Annotated in this window: 5 protein-coding genes; 2 read left to right on the top strand and 3 right to left on the bottom strand. The window is 62.7% G+C overall.

What is annotated here, in order from left to right:
- Window positions 1–99: 99 nt before the first annotated feature.
- Window positions 100–1,446: an IS30 family transposase gene (locus tag M9914_02760; GenBank protein ID MCO5173086.1), complete on the bottom strand. Its 1,347-nt coding sequence runs from the start codon at window positions 1,444–1,446 to the stop codon at window positions 100–102.
- A gap of 739 nt (window positions 1,447–2,185) precedes the next feature.
- Between M9914_02760 and M9914_02755 the strand changes: the two genes are divergently transcribed.
- A complete protein-coding gene (locus tag M9914_02755) occupies window positions 2,186–9,640 on the top strand; it encodes an ATP-binding protein (protein ID MCO5173085.1) in 7,455 nt (2,484 codons plus the stop codon).
- A 101-nt stretch (window positions 9,641–9,741) separates the two neighbouring features.
- Window positions 9,742–12,357 carry an SNF2-related protein gene (locus M9914_02750; GenBank protein ID MCO5173084.1) on the top strand — a complete coding sequence of 872 codons (2,616 nt, stop codon included), beginning with the start codon at window positions 9,742–9,744 and terminating at the stop codon, window positions 12,355–12,357.
- Between the two features lie 121 nt (window positions 12,358–12,478).
- On the opposite strand, the gene M9914_02745 is transcribed toward M9914_02750, so the two are convergent.
- Window positions 12,479–15,826 carry a UvrD-helicase domain-containing protein gene (locus M9914_02745; GenBank protein MCO5173083.1) on the bottom strand — a complete coding sequence of 1,116 codons (3,348 nt, stop codon included), beginning with the start codon at window positions 15,824–15,826 and terminating at the stop codon, window positions 12,479–12,481.
- The gene (locus M9914_02740; GenBank protein MCO5173082.1) at window positions 15,823–18,474 is read right to left on the bottom strand and encodes a PD-(D/E)XK nuclease family protein; all 2,652 of its coding nucleotides are present in this window, start codon (window positions 18,472–18,474) and stop codon (window positions 15,823–15,825) included. Before M9914_02740 ends, M9914_02745 begins: the two co-directional genes overlap by 4 nt.
- Window positions 18,475–18,536: the final 62 nt, after the last annotated feature.

Raw genomic sequence — 18,536 nt, 5'->3', positions numbered from 1 at the left:
TTGCCGTTGAGATGCGGCGAGCGCGGCCTGACCGGCCTGAACTTGATCGCGTTTCGTGCCAGGGCCTCCTGGAACTCGCGGGCGAAGTACTCTCTGAGTTCAATCGGTCGTTGCAACACCGTCTTGTTGGAGTGATTGTAGCTGCTCGTTGAATACCTCTGCAGGGGTTCTCCAGTTGAGGACTTTTCGGGGGCGGTTGTTCAGCGTGAAGGCCACGGCTTCCAGATCCTCCGCTGACCACCTCGATAGATCGGTGCCTTTGGGAAAGTACTGCCTTAGCAGCCCGTTGGTGTTCTCGTTCGTGGCCCTTTGCCAGGGTGAGTGCGGGTCGGCGAAGTACACCTTCGTGCCGGTGGCCAGGGTGAACTGGGCGTGCGCCGTTAGTTCCTTGCCGCGATCCCAGGTGAGCGTCTTACGGAGCTGATCGGGCAACTTCGTGATCGACGCGGTTAGGGCTGCGGTCATGGCGACCGCGCCGTAACCGCCTAGGGCGGGCCCGTTCTTCACCGCGGGCTTCTCACCCCAGCCTTCCAGCCGCGGTAGGTGCACCAACAGCGTGGACCGGCTCTTGCGCTCCACGAGGGTGCCGATGGCGGAGCGGCCCGTGCCGATGAGGAGGTCTCCCTCCCAATGCCCGGGAACGGCGCGATCAGATGCTTCCGCTGGCCGCTCGGAGATCACCACATCCGCAGTGATATGCCCCTGCGGCCTGTTGCGTGATCGTTCTCGCGGTCGCCGTAACGCTCGCCCGGCGCGCAGGCACGCGACCAGCTCCCGCTTGAGCGCGCCGCGACCCTCGATGAACAGGGCTTGGTAGATCGCCTCGTGACTGATCCGCATGGTCTCATCATCAGGGAAATCGAGCTTCAACCGTTGAGAGATCTGCTCCGGGCTCCACGAGAGTGACCAGCGCCGGTCAGCCCGATGCGGCTTGTTCAACCCCTTCCACGCTGGCGGTGTGGGTCCGGCAACGCTCGTGCCATCAGGCCGACGAACAGCCCCACTGAGCCGGTCTTGCACGTACTCCCGCAACCGGGTGTTGACCGCGAGCTTCGCTACCTTGGGGCGCTTGGCGGCCTGCTGCGCCTTCCACTGAGCCACCAGCGCCCGATACTCGGGCTTCCCGGCGCGGGTCGCGGAGTTACGGCGCACCTCCCGTGAGATGGTGCTGGCGTCACGCCCGATACGGCGGGCGATCTCACGAATACCCACATCCTGTGCGCGTAACAGCGCGATCTCCTCACGCTCAGCGAAAGACAGGTAACGCTTCGAGGGCTCAACCAGGCTCAACGGCGGCATGCCACCAGCATGCCGGAACCAGCGCACCGCTACCGGCGATGACACGCCTACCGCCGCCGCCTCGACCGTCGTGATCCCCGACGCGATCAGGCGCCAGAACTCACGCTGCACCGCACGCGACGGCTCCGGCCGACCCGGTGACCGCATCGGCGGCCGTAAAGCCCGATCCGCCGCCCACTGGCGCCGCGCCCCAACCGGAACCTCAGGCACCTGCTTCCTCGACTGGCCCATCTAGCACCTCCACAACCGAGGTGTTGCGACGACCACTTGAATCCGCCCTCCGTTCCGCGATCGGTCTGGCGGTGCGCCGCACGGCACGTTCATCAGCGCGCCAGGCGCGGTACTTGTCGCGCCCGCCGTGAGCGCTCATCTTGCGCGACACAGTCGACGGGGAACATCCAAGGCGCGCCGCCAACCCGCGAAAGGAAGCCGCTGCCTGCAAGCCGCGGCTGATCTCCTCGCGTTCCGTCGGCGACAGACGCGACGGGAATCTCACCGGCTCGCGCCGCGCGCTCCTTCTGCGCCCCGCGCTGCCGGTAGAGAGAGTTCGAAGAACAGTCGAGTTCGGCGACGATCTCAACGTACGAGCGGCCCTCGAGGATCCGCTGGTACGCAAGGAACCTCTCGGCGCCCGAGAAGCGGCGGCCCTCCCGACGACGGTTCGGTCCACGCATGCACGCCTCCAATGCGCCGCCGACGTTACGACGTCAGCAGGCGGGCGTTGCGTTGATGGATTAAAACCGCCATTGAAGCCGCCCCGGGGCAGTCCCCCTCCGACCAAGCTTGGTCTCTAGCTCCACACTGTTGGGGTCGTGGTAACAGGTTGGACCAAAGGGAAGGCTGTCGAAGAACAGGGTCCGCCGCTCAGAGCGTATTATTCTCCCACTTGGCGTTCGAGTTGAAATGTGTCTTGAGGGTCGAGTGGGGGTACTGGATGCCTGATCTGAAGACGAGCCCAACAGCCCAGTTCAACCTGATAAGGGAGAACTTGGGTGATCGGTATAAGAGTGGGTTCCCCATTATTAAGGAACTCATCCAAAACGCCGAGGATGCCGACGCCAATGACATCTTCTTCCACGCCCTGCCGGGTTGGGTCAACGCGCGGAATCCTCTGTTCAGGGTTCCGGGGCTATTGGTAGTCAACAACGGGAAGTTTGATGCGCAGGATGGTGAAGGCATCATGTCGCTTGGCGATAGCCACAAGACCGGTCGGGTTACGGACATTGGTAGGTTCGGGTTCGGTCAAAAGGCACTCTTCCACCTATGCGATGCATTTGTTGTGCATGCGCTTGGATATGAGACGGCCTTCTCAATGGTCGTGAATCCTTGCTTCGGGCTACCCAATTCAAACGCACGTGAGTGGGATCCTCTTCATGACGAGGATCTTTCTCTCCTAGAGGGGTCAGCGGGATCTTTGGAGCGAGCGCTACTGATTTGGGTTCCTTTTCGCCGCGATGATCTCTTACCTGCGCCGAAACTGAGTTTTACTGAGGCCAGGCCCACGGCCGAAAGACTGTTGCCCGAGCTGCTGAAGCAAGAGCCAGAACTCAGGTTGATTCTCGCTTCTCTGCGCAAACTGACGAGCATCGAGATCGCAGATCAGACCCGCACACTTCTGTCACTCCATCGACTGGGGCTTGGCTCTAACAGCATGCTCGGTCCAGATCAACTTGGAGAAGGCGCGGAGGCTGAGTTCCAAGGATCCATCCATACCAATTCCGGTTCAGCTTGTCGATATGTGGGCAGGGAAGTACAACCACTGGTTGACGACCTCACCGAGCTCCAGAAGGGCGAGAAGTGGCCTCGGGACCCTGTGATTTCTGGGGAAGGTCTGAAGTACCTTCCTAGAAAGGCTGCCTCGCACGCTGCAGTAATCCTGGTGACGTGGGACTCCGGGGAGCGTGATTGCGGGCGTCATGAAGTAACTATTGATTGGGGAGTTTTCCTACCCATAGAACCTGCTGCCACGCTTGAAGGTACGACGCGGACGATCAAGATCCTCCTGCACGGCTACTTCTTTGTGGACGCTGGAAGGCAGTACGTCTTGGCTGCCGGGGACGGCGAAGGTAGTAGTTCCGTAGCGGTCGAATGGAATGAGGCGCTGAGGGACAAAGTGCTACTCCCACTCCTGCCGACGGTGCTTCATGATGCCTTGAAAGCGGACGTGGTTTCACCTGCGGACCTATCAACGCTCGTAACAGCAATCAGGCAGAGCGAGTTTGGGCGAAGGCACATAGCCAGTCTTACCTCACGTGTCATGTTGGTCCGCTTATTCGATTCTCGGGCTGACATTGACCACTCGGGCTGGCAACTAGTCTCCGTTAGGACAAACTTGCGACCTTTACCGGTGCTCGGTCCCGTCAGCGCGGTTGAGTTGGATGGGCTAGTGGTCGGTGGCCTCACGAACTGGGCAGCCGAGCGTGGGCTGAAGCTTGCACCGGGGCTCTCAACGTCCCTTGCGTTGGAAGGTGCCGAGTGGACTCACAAGGAACTGGATGAGTTGCTGTCTTCCCTGGCGGCAGATGTCTTCATCAATGACGCACGTGCCAGGGCGCTTGCCGCCATGTTGGAAGTGGCCCTGGGTGACCAGCAGTTGTCGAAACCTGGCGCCGACGCGCTTCTTGCTGCCTTTCGAACAGCAATAGCAGACGCGCGGAACCTTGCAAGTGACGAAGCGATGCGGGGGATATGGCGGTTCCTCCCCGCGTGCTCTGCGGTTCCGCTCCCCCACGCAGCGAGTAGGGTCTACGTTTTGCAAGCGCTTGCTACGGCTGATGATGTAGAGGCATGCCTACGCGATGAGTGGCTTCCCGAAAGCGCGAAGGTTCGGCGACTATCTGTAGCAGCGGGGATACGACTGCTTGAAGCGCTGCAACCGCTCCTGGACCAGGATGTGCGCGAGGACAGAACCGCGCTTGGTGCGCGGAGCGATGTGGCTGGCTCCGCAGCACTTGCGATTGCTGGGCTGGTCCTTGTCCACGAGCCAGGGGCCGTGAGCAATCCTCGGTTTGCCGAACTCCGTTGCTTCCGCGCGGACGACGGTAGCGGTAAACCTGTAGCCGTAAGTCTCCAAGAGGTTACCGCTGCCTCCCGTGAGGGCCGCCTCTTCAAGTCCGACCCGAGGACAGAAAGACTATTCGGCCTGCTCAGTAAGGCAGCTCCTGGTTCAGGCGCACTTATCGTTAGGGGCGCGGCCGCAGCGCTGCTTGACGAACTTGCAGGCGAACCCTTCAAGGCCACCGAACCGACTTTGCAGGCATTTGCCTCACTCGCAACGCGTGCTGCCCATTTTGGCCCGGCCTCGGACCGCGAGAGACTCCTGTCTGAGGTATATGCGGAAGGCGGCGGCTTAGAAGCGACTCGCGCTCTTCGGGTGTTGGCGACCGGCGACCAGCAAGCTGCCTCGCTAGGCCGCGCTCTCGTTGCACTCCCGGAACGGACGGCTCAGCTAGATCAGTTGGCCCTGCGCCTCCTGGCGGGGTCGGGAGACGCAATATTGGTCAGCAGAGAGATTGCATCCAACCTTTCACCCCAGCAGAGGAATTTCTTGCGTATCACGGAGCTTGACACCGAGCAATTTGGCAGGATGCTGGTTGACAATGCAAGTGCCCTCGAAGCCCCTTCGCTGGACGAAGCAACTGTCAGGGACTTGCTTTGCTCGAACTTAGCTAACGAGCATTTGCGTAGCATTCCAATCCTTAGGAACCAGCACGGCCAGCTCTGTCGTCCGTTGGATCTTTGGCGTGAGACGTTAAGATGGCCCATTCCGGCAGGTATGGCAGGCGTCGTACACCGATGGCTACCCACAGAGCCCTCCGAGGCCAGCACCCGGGCCGAGCAGCTCGTTGGTGAATGGTCGCCGAGTTCTCAGTTAGAGGTGGCAGCTGGTCAGCCGGATCCCCATTTGTACGCTCTACCCATCCTGGAGGCTCTGCAACATATGGGTTCCATGGAACTGCCGGAGAACGTGCGCAGGGGTCGCTGGATAAGGGATGTACATGACAACTGTTGGTGTCCCAAAGAGGTACTTGAACTTCCTCCAGAAGTTGAACAGGCCGTCCAGGAGGCGCTTGGGACTGACCATGGGGCCTTTGCGCTTGCAAGTACGGTCTTACCCGAAGTCAGAAATCACGCTGGCTTCGCCAAATTGCACGAGAAGGGTTTGCTTCCCGGCGTCGCTGGTGCTGAGGACGCAGTATTGCGCGTGGCCACCAATCGGCGCTTGGTCGGGTTTCTTGGTGCTGCGGGCTCACTCACGACGATCCTCCCGGCTTTGGCGAGAAGAGGCATCTCGGCAAACCTCCCTGGTTGGCCACTGCTGTCGGCGCTGCTGCGCCTCAAGGATGGTCGCCCCCCGAGCGTTCTGATTCAAGCGTTCGCAAGCGTAGACAATCATGAGCCGATACTCGCTTGCAATTACCTTTCGGCAATGGCTGCCGAGTGGGAGAATGGTGCGGCCGAAGCGCGCGATGCCTATAAGCTCGCATTCGAAGCCGTTTCGCGGTGGCCAGTGGCGGTCCGCCGGCACGTCTTCGGCAGTGTGCTCGTGCCAACTGCGTCAGGCGCCTTCAGGAACGGGAGTGAGGTTGCAGCCCACGGGCAGGGGATAGCCGACAGTCATTTGCTGAGCGTCGATCTTCGCCAACTTCTCCAGCCGCAGACAAGCAATGGACCGGTCCAGACACACGAAACAACGTCAAAGGCCAACGTTCTAACGCCTTCGCCAGCCGAATTGGCTAGCCTCGAGAGCGACGTAATCAGAGGTCTGCGAGGTGTCCTTCAGTATGCGGAGCCCTTTGTGCCCCACGGGTTGTTGCTAGTCCTCGTCGGGCTATTTGGGCGTTCAGACGCATTCGAGAACCTCGTGCGGACCGAACTAAGGCAAGCTTCCCAGGCTGACATCTCTCGCGTGTGGACCGAGCTTGAGGAGCGGGTCGAGTCTCAATTCGCTCCTAACGGTACGGCAGGGTCAGAAAGGCGGCGCCAACAGCGCCTGGTCGTGGTTACGGCCCTTGCGGAGAACCTAGCCTCAGTAAACGTGGAGACGCTTGCGGGTTCAATGGCTACCGTTCCAACGCGCGATGACATCCGCCCCCTGGGGGTCATCGGGGGCTTCAGGGTGCGTGGAAGCGCACAATCGGAAGTAATTACCGGTCGGCGCATCTACTCCCTCCAGGTCGCAACTCCTGCCGGCGGCACTCCTGATGAATCGGGGCTCAAAGCCCTCTGCCTGGAAGTCTCCCGGATTGTCTACGGAGAGCCGACCCAGCAAACCGCATTTACAGATGCGCTCGCTAGCCTTCTGGCTGACCATGCAATTCCCGACCAGGTGGATGTTCAGAGCGTTCTGGACGAAGTCAACGACCACTTGGATAATACGATTCGACAGTTGAAGCCACCGAATGTGGGGCTGGTGAGCGACGCTTTGAACCTATTCGATTCGGACATCTACCGGGTGGCCCCTAGAGAAAGATACCTAGCAAGACGGAGAGCGAAGTTCACCCTGTGGAACAAGCTCAACACCCCAAACGGCCACGCCGCCCTGCTCAACGCGGTTCGCAATGCATTGACCGAGCTGGGTTACGACTCAAAGCGCGTGTTCTTCGAACTCTTTCAGAATGCCGATGATGCTTATGCGCAGCAGCCTGTCGCTGGCGAGGCCCGCTTCAAGATCGTTCAGAGTGAGGAGTCGCCCGATCAATTGCGCATTGTCCATTGGGGCAGGCCAATAAACCACTTGGGCGAAGACCCCAAGGTTGGTGAGAGAATGGGCTGGGGGCGTGACCTCTCCAATATGCTGACCTTGAACCTTTCGAACAAGCGGGAAGGTGTAACTGGCAGGTTCGGGCTTGGGTTCAAGGGTGTGCACCTATTCTGCAAAGAGGTAGGGGTGGCAAGTAGGTTCGTCGCGTGCAGAATTCGGGGCGGAATGCTACCTGAGATTTGGGCCAGCGGTCGGAGAGTGTCGTCTGCTCACAAGGTTGGAGGGCGTTCGGCCACAATAATCGAATTGGTCGAGGATCCGAAGTGTGAAGAGCAGGTGAACTCAGCCATCACTGGGTTTCGTGCGTCGGCACCCTGGCTTCCCGCCATGACAAGGCACATTAGGAGGATTGAGCTCGGCCATGAACGGGTGCTGACGTGGACCGCGCATTTCGATCAAACGAGGAAGCCAGGTGTACGGCTCGTCACCTTGGGAGGTTCAAGTGTACGTAAGGCCCTGGCACTAGAACTAAGTGATCAAGTGCGCCTGTTCTTGTGTCTAGATGGGGTTGGACCCGTCCCCGCCGAGGTTGGCGTACCACGCCTGTGGAGCCTTGCCCCACTGGAGGAGGAACTTCGCGTCGGTTGGCTGATGAACAACTGGTCCTTCCGGGTCGATCCTGGTCGGGGACGGTTGGCCGGGACCTTGGAGCAAAAGCATGAATTGTTTCGGGACACGGGCCGCGCGCTTGGCGCGGCCCTGGTCGACCTCTACGAGTTGGTAACGACCGGTTGGGCCGAGTTTGCAGAGTCCGCAGGCCTGATTGACACGCAAGGGTCCCGCGGTAGCGACCACTTTCTCATGAAACTCTTTGATCTCTTCTCCGCTGACCTCAAAGACCCCGTGGCCAGACGTTTGCACGATACTGATCGAGGCTTAGGTTATCTACTCAGTTCCAGGCGGTCGTTGCCGTCTGGCCTACCTGGTCCGTTCGCTCCCCTGGTGGAGTTGGGTGCTGTTCGACACCTGGTGTCAGGTGCAATGGCAGAAGCCGGGTTCCTGGCGACCTTGGAGGGGTGGAAGTCAATAGGCGGGTTGCTATCCACGAGCATTGGCAGCGCGACGGCCGAAACACTTGCTGACCTTGGATTCTCTAAGCCACCGGCACTTCGCTTACGTGAACTGCTGAAGCTGGAGGTCGGTAAGGGTTCTCGGATTGACCAGGAGCTGGCAGGGCGCCTTGGGACGATTGTGGCCAAGCAGTGGTTCGAGCAATTCGACCGGAACGAGCAGACAGAGGTACGTGAGTTATTGAGGAAGGACGCCCAGTTCCGCATGGAGGATGGAACATGGGGCCGGGTTGCGTTACCGCCGAGAGCCTCCGTCCCGACCGACAAGCTAGAGAGCACACTCCTTCAATTCGCTCCCAAGAGCGTAGTAGCAGCTCCTGGTTACGTAGGTATGGGCCTAGACTTTTATCAGTTGGCCAGTGAGCAAGGTGGGTTCCAGAGGGATGCGCGCACCATTGCGCGGTGGGCGGCAGAGTGTAGCAACCCTTCCGCGCAGCGAGCAGCCATCCAGTATCTTGTGAAGTGGACGTCCGGTGACGAGATGGCGGATGAACTCGCTCGCCTGAAACCTGCCTGGATTCCAGCGAGTCCCGAGTCTATGAAGCAGTCACCGTTGGTTGAGGGGATGGACGAACGCAGCCGCGATATCCTCTTAAGCCGGCTATACCCGCGTGAAAGCCAAAGGCGCTGGGCCGTGGCATTCGTTCTTGAGGACGAGTTTGAGGAGGAGACCCACGCGCTTCAGAGCGCAGACACCTACGCTCTTGACGCGCGGCTAGAGGACCTCTATTCATGGTGGAACCGTAATCGGCAAGACAAGGCGAGCCGGTATTTTGATGACGTGTATCCCACCAGGTTCGATTGGCAACGGCTCCAGGCAATGGATGAGAAGTTTGACCGAGAGACGTGGTTCACATTCTTCGCCTTGGGCATCTTCCGAACGATAGGCCGGACCAGGGACAGTGCACATCGCAACTTCATTGACCGTGCTACGGAGCGTGGTTGGTGGCAGGAGATGGCCAGCGCGAGGCTTCCAGAGGCCCCGGAGCCGTGGATATCCCGTCTCGAAGCGTTTGCATCCGGTGACGCAACCTATATCGATTATCCCCAGTGGCACCGGGCCGTCGTTGATCTCTATGCTGCAGCTCGTTGGTTGCCTGAGTATGCCGAGGCCTTTCGGCTGCTGCCGGTGGTTGCTAAGACTGGCCCCTTTTCGCTGTCGGATGCCTGGCGGTTGAGCGCGTCACCTATTTGGCAACGCAGAGGGTTGGAGGGCGGTCCGCTAACACAAAGCCTCGGCCTGGGGGCAAATTGGATGATCCGTGAGGCCGCCCGCAATGGCCTGTGGCGGCCGGGCGAGGCAGCGCTCTTGCATCCCTATGCCTGGTCAGCCACGCGTCGCGTACGCGACTTCCTCGGATTGGAGGAAGCCGGGCTCAATACACAGGGTGGAAACCAGATGGACCTTTCCCGCGTTGTATATGACAAGGTCCGTAAGTCGCTGGGTAACCGAGCTGACTTCCAGGGCGACTTGGACCTACCTCTCCAACTGCATGTTCAGCAATGATCCGAGGCCACGGGGCATGATAGTCGCAGATTCACGGAGGCACCCTAACCGACTTTCAGGTGCTGGTGTGTCTGGCTCGCTGGGGGCTCGTGGTTAGCTACTTGCAGGACGAGGTCGTTTCACACCCCGTTCATGGTGAAGGCCGGGTAGTGACGGACCTTGGACCGACGGTTGTTGTGCGCTTCGACACGAATCTACACCAGGTTGAAGCTCACGAACTCGTTCGCATTCGTTCGTTCAAGGATGTCCTCCTCGAGGGGACGCTCGACGGATCGCTTGGTTCGCTGGCCAAGGCCCAAGCTTTGCTTATCAGGTCGATTAACGATCAATGGGGTGTCTTCTCTCGGTCCCGGGTCAGGCTCCTACCGCATCAACTGTGGGTGTGCAAGCAGGTCACGCGGACGTGGCCGACGCGCTGGTTGGTCGCGGACGATGTCGGTTTGGGTAAGACCATCGAAGCTGGTCTGATTCTCGAGCCCCTTATGGCAGGTGGACGAGTGAGGCGACTCCTCGTGCTTGCCCCGGCGCGCCTAGTGCCTCAGTGGCGTGACCGGCTGAAGAGCATGTTCGACATTCGCCTTCAGGAGTACTCCACCGCGCAGGACAAGGGGTCGGTATCGTTCTGGGAGACAGCCAGCCAAGTGGTGGCCTCCTTCCAAACGCTGCGGCAGGAGAGGGCTCTGGAACGGTTGTTGAGAGCTGAGGCCTGGGACATGGTGCTCGTCGATGAGGCGCACCACTTCCAGGCGCAGGAGCGCGCGTCGACGTTGACATACAACTTGCTGCGCCAACTGGATGAGTCCGAGCGCATAAGTTCGCTGGTCTTGTTGACGGGCACGCCCCACCGAGGGAAGGACTTTGGCTTCCTCGCTCTCATGCAGTTGCTGCGACGAGACTTGTTCGACCCGAACAGGGATATTGCCGAGCAGCTTTACGCATTGCCGCAGGCTATGATTCGCAACAACAAGGCGTCCGTCACGGACCTACACGGCAACAAGCTGTTCCAACCGGTGAGCACTGAGTCTATCGATTACTCCTACGTGCCCGCGGAAGCGCAGTTCTACACCACGATGAGTGAGTTCATCATTGACGGGCGGGCCTACGCCATGAGCCTATCGGGGAGACAGCAGACTGCTCGCATGTTGTTGCTGGTTGCGCTCCAGAAGCTTGCTGCGAGTTCCATCGCCGCAATCACGCGTGCGCTTCGCGGACGCCGAGCGATGCTTAAGAAAATGCTAAGTGAACGGCTTCCGCCGACTGTTGAGGATGAAAACGAGACTCTGGACGAAGCGGCGGAGGGTGAGGAGCGTCGCCCGGTCGAGTGGGAACTGCTATTGATGTCGGATGAGATCAACCGTCTGGATGACTTGATCAACTTGGCTAGGACGATCTCGCACGAATCCAAGGTTGCGAGTCTGTTGCACCTAATCGACAAGCGCCTGACCTCCGACGAGCCCCTGCTTCTCTTTACTGAGTACAAGGCCACCCAGGCGCTGGCTTATTCGGCGCTTGAAGCGCGATACGGGATTGGCTGCGCGGGTTTCATCAACGGAGATGACAAGCTGACCACGGAACAACCTGATGGATCGGAACGGTCATACACGAGCAATCGAGATACGGCGGCTTCCGACTTCAATGCCGGTCGTATTCGCTTCTTGATTTCCACCGAAGCTGGTGGAGAGGGTATCGATCTCCAGGAACGCTGTGCCACACTAGTTCACCTGGATCTTCCATGGAACCCGATGAGGCTTCACCAACGGGTTGGACGAGTAAACAGGTACGGGCAGAAGAGGCCAGTAAGGGTCTTCATACTCCGCAACCCCGACACCGTAGAGGCGCGGATTTGGGAACTATTAGAGGAGAAATTGGGGCGGATCCAAGCCACCCTGTCTGCATCTATGGAGGTAGAAGAGGACATTACCCAGCTGGTGATTGGCATGACTGGGAGCCACTTTTTCGATGAGTTGTTCACGCATGCTACGGTCGTCGATGAGGACGGCCTCTCAACCTGGTTCGACGCACATACGCAGCAGTTCGGTGGACAGGACGTGGTAGCGACCGTGCGTCAACTGGTAGGAAGTGTTGCACATTACGATTTCCAGTCCGTGGGCTCCGACATCCCACGACTTGACCTGCCTGCACTGGAGCCATTCTTCAGGAACGTCATGCAGCACCTGGGTCGGCGCGTGACGCGAACAGATGCAGGGCTCTCGGTGGCGACGCCAGAGGCCTGGCGCGGTTCGCTTGAGTTCCGGTCTCGATATGACGGCCTCGTGTTCAATCGAGACATGCCGTATGAGCGTTCGCTGAATCACCTGCTAGGTATGGGCCATCCGCTCATAGACCGGGCTGTCAAGGAGTTCGGTGCCAGGCCGTCCTTCCTATGCCGCGTAGGCAATCTGGAGGGCCCGGTGGTCCTTGTACAGGTGGAAGACGAGGTGACTGGGACGGATGCAACGATCCACCGGATTGTTCTTGCAGTACGAACAGGTTCGGACGGCAGCGTACTGGTCATGAGAGATTGGGAGGCCCTGCTGCTCCTCAACGAAGCACAACCGCTAGCCGAGGCCGCCGAACCTCCTTCAACCGCAGAGCTAACCGTTCTCCAGCAATCAGTGGAGCGCCTAGAACGAGAAGTCCCGCACTTGGGCTTGCCATTCAGGCGGCCCAAGGTGAACCCGGCGTTAGCGTTCCTAACGCCGAAAACGACTATTTGAGCGGCGTTCGTTAGGTGAACGACGGTTCGATAGGATGGACTTGCGGTGGCACTGTCCATTTACACGCTCGCATAAGTGGTACCGAGGTGCCCATAGTCGCCCACCTTCGTACTCGCCCGAGTCAAGCGCTCACCCGCAGACACCGCCCCACGGTCGCCAACACGATGAGGCCGTGCTTCGCCCCGGTAGCCGCCAGGTAGTCCCGCACCTGGCCCACGTACTTGGACAGTGCCCGGCTGCTAGGCCTCACGTCGCTCTTCCAGTCCACGACCACCTCAGCCGTTCCGTCTGGCGCCCACTTGATCGCGTCCGCGACTCCGACGACGACCTCCTCTCGGCCCTCGCCGAGTTCGTTCAGGGCGAAGACCGATAGCTCCGGCTCGAGGCCGGGCCTCAACTCCACGACCTCCGGTAGCGCCAGCGCGCGCAGCACGGTGGCGGCGAGTTCGGCCGGCGCCAACCCGTGGGCCGGGTCTTCGCTCGGTTCGTGCCCGAGGATGTGGATCAACTGGCGAGCGCGCGACTCTACGGCGGCCGGATCTTCGGTCAGCTCAGCCGTGAGCACCTCCTCGAGCAGCTTGTGCAGCACGGTGCCTCGCAGCCGGCCACCTTGCGGCGAGGCTTCGAGAGGCTCGTCCGTGTCGGCCTCCAGGAAACGTAGGATCTCCATGCCTGCCGCCACCTCGGCGGCCTCTGGGGGCTCGTCGTCAGAGCCTTCGTCGCGGCTGGGGCGCGCCCACTTGCGCCGAGCGCTCAACCCCTCGATCGCCTGGGCTTGCTCGCTGAAGACGTCGCGCGCTTGTTCGTTGTTGATGACCTCCGAGACCACCGGGGTCCTTGCGCTGGCACCGTTGACCTCGAACTCACTCAGGTCCTCGACCATCAGTGGCACTGCCTCACGCCAACGGCGACCCGAGTCCTTGACCTTGACCCACGGGATGATGAGCACCTCGCGTGCCCGGGTGGTGGCGACGTACCAGAGCCGCTGCCGCTCGAAGCCCGCTTGGGCTTCCTCCCTGGCGATGGCCTCTTCGAAGCCTCGCGGCTTGGCCCCGAGGATGGTGCGATAGAGCCGCATGTCTCGGCGGTCGACGAAGGCGTTCTCCTGCCCTTTCGGGCTGGACATGGTGTTGATAGGGATGACTACCGGCCACTCGAGGCCCTTGGAAGCGTGCATGGTCACCAGCGCGACCGTGTCTTCCTGGACGTCCGCCCTGCCTTCCACGGCGCGCTCGGAGTCCTCCCAGCTGCTCTCGGCCATGGCGGCGAACTGCAGGAGCCCGCGCACCCGGTACGGACGCGCGAGTTCAAGGAAGGCCTGGATGTTCGCCAGGGCGCGTTCGGGCCTGCGGTGGCGCTGTCGGAGGAGCGGGCGGATGTTCAGATGCTCGACTGCCTGCGCCAGGATGTGGTGGGGCGTCGTCGTGGCGGCGTAGCGCCGCAGTGTCTGGAGGCGCTCCAGGACATCGTGCGCGAGCGGGTGACGGACGTGTTCGAGCGGGGTGTTCACGTTCAGCCGTGTCGGCCACCCAGGTGCGCGCTCGTCCGGCGGCAGTTGCCAGTTGATGTCGAGCAGCTCCTCGTCGGTCAGGCCGACGAGGGGGCCACGCAGGAAGGCCAACAGGGCCAGTCCGTCGCGCCCGTCGGCGAGGACGCGCGTGAGGGCGATCATGTCCTGTATCTCCTGCCGCTGCCAGAACGTCTTGCCCGCCTGGCTGGATACGGGTATGGCTAGCGCTTCCAAGGCTTCCTCGTACGCGTGGAGCCCGGCGCCTGTGGGTGCCAGTAGTGCGATGTCCCTTGGCCGCAGAGGTCGGCTGGACCCCCTGCCGTCATCGACGGTGTGACTGGTCAACAGGGAGGCGCACAGTTCGGCCACGGCCCCCGCTTCGCGCGCCCTGGCCTCGTCCATCTTCGCCTCTTCGTCGCACTCGACGATGAGCCGCGCTACGGTCGGTCCGGCATTCCGGTCGGGTCGTCGAGCCTCGAGCCTGGCGAACCCCGGTTGGCCCTCGGCACGCAACCCTTCCTCGAAGCAGGTGTTCACGTAGTCCAGGACACCCGCCCTGGACCGGAAGTTCGTGGTGATCGAGAGCAGCGAACCCGGGTCGGCCGCGCCGATGGCGTCGCGCGAGCGCACGTAGGTAGCGATGTCGGCGCCGCGGAAGCGGTATATCGCCTGCTTCGGGTCTCCCACCAGGAAGAGCGCGCCAGGGCGCAGCACGCGCTTGGTCCAGTCGTCCGGTGCCTCCGGGTCGGCCTCGCCGCAGAGGCGCCACAGGATCTCGGCCTGGTGCGGGTCGGTGTCCTGGAACTCGTCCACGAGCACGTGCCGGTAGCGTGCGCTCAACGCCCGGCGGACAGCCTCGTCGTTCGCCAGCAGCGCCCGGGCCTTGTGGATCAGGTCGTTGAAGTCGAGTAGCGCCGAGCCGCGCTTGCGAAGGTGATACTGCCCGACGGCCAGGCTGGCCTCGCGCATCAGCCCCGCGAGCATCGTGCTCGCCGCCTCGGCGCGCAGCGCGGGCCAGGCCTCGGCTGCGGCTGCGTAGCGTGCTTGTGCCGCGATGTACGCCTCGCCCGCCTGCTGCCTGGTGCACCCGTTGGCGCCGGCCGCCGCCTCGTACTTGCCCTTGAGCTTGAAGACCTTGAAGTCTCCGTCCTGCTTCAGGACGTTGCCGCCACCCAACTCGAGGAAGCGCAGCAGGCTCTTCGGATCGTTCGTCGGAAGGGCGTCCAGCAGCGCCTCCATGTCCTGGACGACCGCCTCGACTTCCGCGACGTGGAAACGGCCGGCGCGCACATGCTCGATGAAGGCGGTGATCGTGACGGCGACCGCCTGGCGCACGAGCGCCAGGTCCGTCACCTGAGGTGGTCTCACCTCTGCGTGATCGCACATGGTCTCCGCGAGCTCGCCGATCAGCTTGACGGCCTGCTTGGCGTCGTGTTGGACGAGCTCCACGAGGAAGCCGTCGTTCGCCTCGCCGAGGTGGTCGCGGAGCCACTCTTCCACGGTGTCTTGGAGGATGAGCCGCGCAGTGATCGGATCGGCAACGCCGGCACCCGGGTCGGAGTCCGTCTCCACCGGGTAAGGGCCCACGAGCCTGCGGCAGAAGCCGTGGATGGTGGTGCAGGTCAGCTCGTCGAGTTCGTCTCTGGCGTTGTCGAGATGGTCGAGCTGCTCGTCGCTAAGGCCTTCTGCGAGCGTGGCGGCCAGCTCGGGTGGCGGGGCGCCACCGTCGGCGAGCATGTTCACGTACGACCTGATGCGAGTGGAGAGCTCGCTGGCCGCCGCCTCGGTGAACGTTATGGCCACGATGCTCCTCGCGGGGATGCCGCCGGCGAGCATGAGAGCCACCCTGCCCGCCAGGATCGCGGTCTTGCCGGAGCCGGCACCCGCCTCGATGAGCAGGGTGCGGTCGTGGCGGGTGAGAGCCTGGTCGCGTGCGAGTTGATCGGACGGAGCGATCACCGCTCGCTCCAGACCTGGGCTGCCGGACCCAACGCCGTGGTGACAGGGCGCTGCTTGCGCTCCCAGTAGCCGCCGCAGAACGCGGGGAAGGCCAGCTTGAACGGCTCGTACCGTTCCGGAGTTTGGATGCCCGGTAGGGTAAGGCCGCTGCTCATGGCCGTGCGGCTGGCCATCAGGTGGTCAGTGAGGCGCTCCAGCACCCCATCGGCATCGGCGAGGCGCAACACGGCGCCGTTGCGGGGGTAGACGAGCGCGGCCTCGATCTCAGTCCGCTCACCGAGGAGGTCGCGGACGGCGAAGGCGTAGAGGCTGCGCTGCAGCTCGGTCCCACCGCCGAGCACGAGTTCATGGGCTCTGGACGGCATGGAGCCGGTCTTGTAGTCGATCACGCGGGCCTTGGCGTACTCGTCGTCCGTGTCCAGGCGGTCGATGCGGCCGCCGATGGTGAAGCCGGCACGCGGGATGAGGACGGGACGCGAGCGGTCCCAGGGCTCGGTGGGAGTGCCGGGCTCCACGTCGGCGGCGCCGAACTGGAGCTCCGTCCAGAGCCGGGAGTAGGGCCACTGGGCTCGCGTGAGCTCTAGCGCCTGCACCGCCAGTTGGGTGGCGTCCTCGAGTTGGCGCTGCCAGATCAGGAGCGGCGGCGTCGGTTCTTCCGCGAGCCACCGCTCACCGACCGCCTTGGCTGCACCTTCGACCGCGGAGGTCGTGACCAGGTCCGGGCTGACGCGGAGGTCGTCCAGCGCCCGGCTGACGATCTCGTGCAGCAGCGTGCCGAAGGCGAGGCTGTCGAGCACTAGTGACTCGCTCTCCTCGTACGGGTCGGTCACCCGTAGGGCGTACTTCCACACGAACCCCAGCGGTTGCCGCAGCAGGGTCGTAAGAGAACTGGCCGATTGGACGCGTTCCAGCGCCTTGAGGACGAGCGGGTGATCTTCCCGGACGCGGCCGTCGTGGGGAGTGATCTCCGGTCTGCTCCAGTCGCGCCAACAAGCTACTGCGCTCTTGGCGAGCGGCGTAGAACCGAACTCGGCCGGGCGTGCGAGGAGCCGGTCGCTCTCGCTCAGCGCATGAGACGGGACGCGGTGCCGCACCAAGTGAACGGCAGCTGCGCCGCCGCTCAGCAACGGGCTCGGACTGGCGAGGCGGCCCTCCGCCTCGTGCCGGGCGTACGACAAGAAGACCTGTCTACCCGTCTCGTTCAGGATGGCGAAGTAGGTCGTCCTGTCGAGCTTGGTCGCGGGCAGCGGGTCGAGCAGCTTGGTCGGGACCACGTGTTCCGGTAGCAGTGCGTCCTCCACCGAAGGGCGTGGCCACTTGCCGGAGTTGAGCCCGAGTAGGCGTACGTAAGGCCGTGGCGAGGCCGGCAACTGGCTGGCGGGTAGCCACGCGATGCTCGTGGTCGGGTCCTGCGTATCGGCCTGGCGCATGCCGGAGAGCGTCTGATCGATCATGCTGGCCGGACCGGTGGCGAGCGCCCGCCGCCAGACCTGCCTCGCGAGCCCACTCAGGAACCGCTCGCCGACCTCGTGCGCGTTCGCGGTGCCGCCTTGCAGTGGCGTGACGATGTCTCGCAACGTGGCACCATGGTCCTCACCGTCGGGCCACTGGTCGGACGTGAGGCGGGCGAAGAAACGTTCCCACGCGGCCGGGCGGTCTAGCGAAGCGGTCGTGGACAGGACTTGCGTCCAACCTTCCGGTAGGGTGGCGAACGGCCCCTGGTCGGTGCCGACGCGGCGTGCGAGGCGGCGCAGGTTCGTCTGGGTAGGACCGTTCGCGAGGACGTCGGCGAGGGCGGCGGCCGCTTGCCCGGCTGCGGTCGTGAGCACGGGGATCCCATGCGGGAAGTGGATGGGGAGAGCCGAGTCGTCCCTCAGAGCGATGAGGTAGTCGTCGTAGTCGTCGATGGCGGTGCTTGCCAACGCGATCTCCTCGGGCTTGACACTTCCCGAGGCCAACAGCTCGCGCGCCCAGCGGATGGCCTCGACCGCCTCGTCGTAAGCCGTGGCTGCGCTGACGATGGTCGCCTTGGGTTCCTGCAGTGGGGGTGTGATGACCTCGATGGCCGTGCCTGGGAGCCACTCCGGCACGTGTCCACCAGCGGCCACCCACTCGACCCGCACGTGCTCCACGAGCCTGGCGAGGAGTGCACGCCACACGGGGGCGACGTCGAGCACGCCTTGCACCTTCACGTCTCCCAGGACGCGCGGCGCATGGACCAGCCGCTCGAGCGCGCGGCCGACAAGGTCGTCCGGCGTCATGAGGAAAGGTGGCAAGTGGGCCTTGACGGCGGTTCGCAGCCTCCCGACGGTCGCGGTGCGCTCGGCAGCGGCCGGTGTGGGAGCCGCGTACGCGTCCAGGTCGAGCCCCGCCAGCCAGACCTTGCGAAGGGTTCCAGCGACGGCGCTGACGGAGCCTGGCAACCCCCTGATCGCGTCGAGATCGCCGAGCGGGGTGGTCCTGAGCGCAGCAGCGACGGCGTCGCGCAAGGACTCGTTGTCTACTGGGGCAGCGAAGCCACCTGCCAAGCGGGCGGCGGCGTGCCCGATCGTCGTGATGTGGAGGCCGTTGACGCCTTGGCGAGCAGCCTCGAGTTGGAGGGTGCGGGTTGCCAGCGAACCGTGGGTTACGAGAGTACGGCGCTTCATGAACACGTGGACACCCCCATCAACCCGCCGAGGTACTGTCTGGCTCTTGATCGGCTGGCTCA

Source organism: Trueperaceae bacterium (assembly GCA_023954415.1).
In the GTDB taxonomy this organism is placed as follows: domain Bacteria; phylum Deinococcota; class Deinococci; order Deinococcales; family Trueperaceae; genus JAAYYF01.
Note: the sequence above shows the minus strand (reverse complement) of the source record. Positions and strands in the feature narration are given on the sequence as shown.

What these genes read in the sequence shown, in the direction of transcription:
- M9914_02760 (MCO5173086.1), bottom strand. Translation starts at nt 1,446, where the DNA reads ATGCGGTCACCGGGTCGGCCGGAGCCGTCGCGTGCGGTGCAGCGTGAG.
- M9914_02740 (MCO5173082.1), bottom strand. Translation starts at nt 18,474, where the DNA reads ATGAAGCGCCGTACTCTCGTAACCCACGGTTCGCTGGCAACCCGCACC.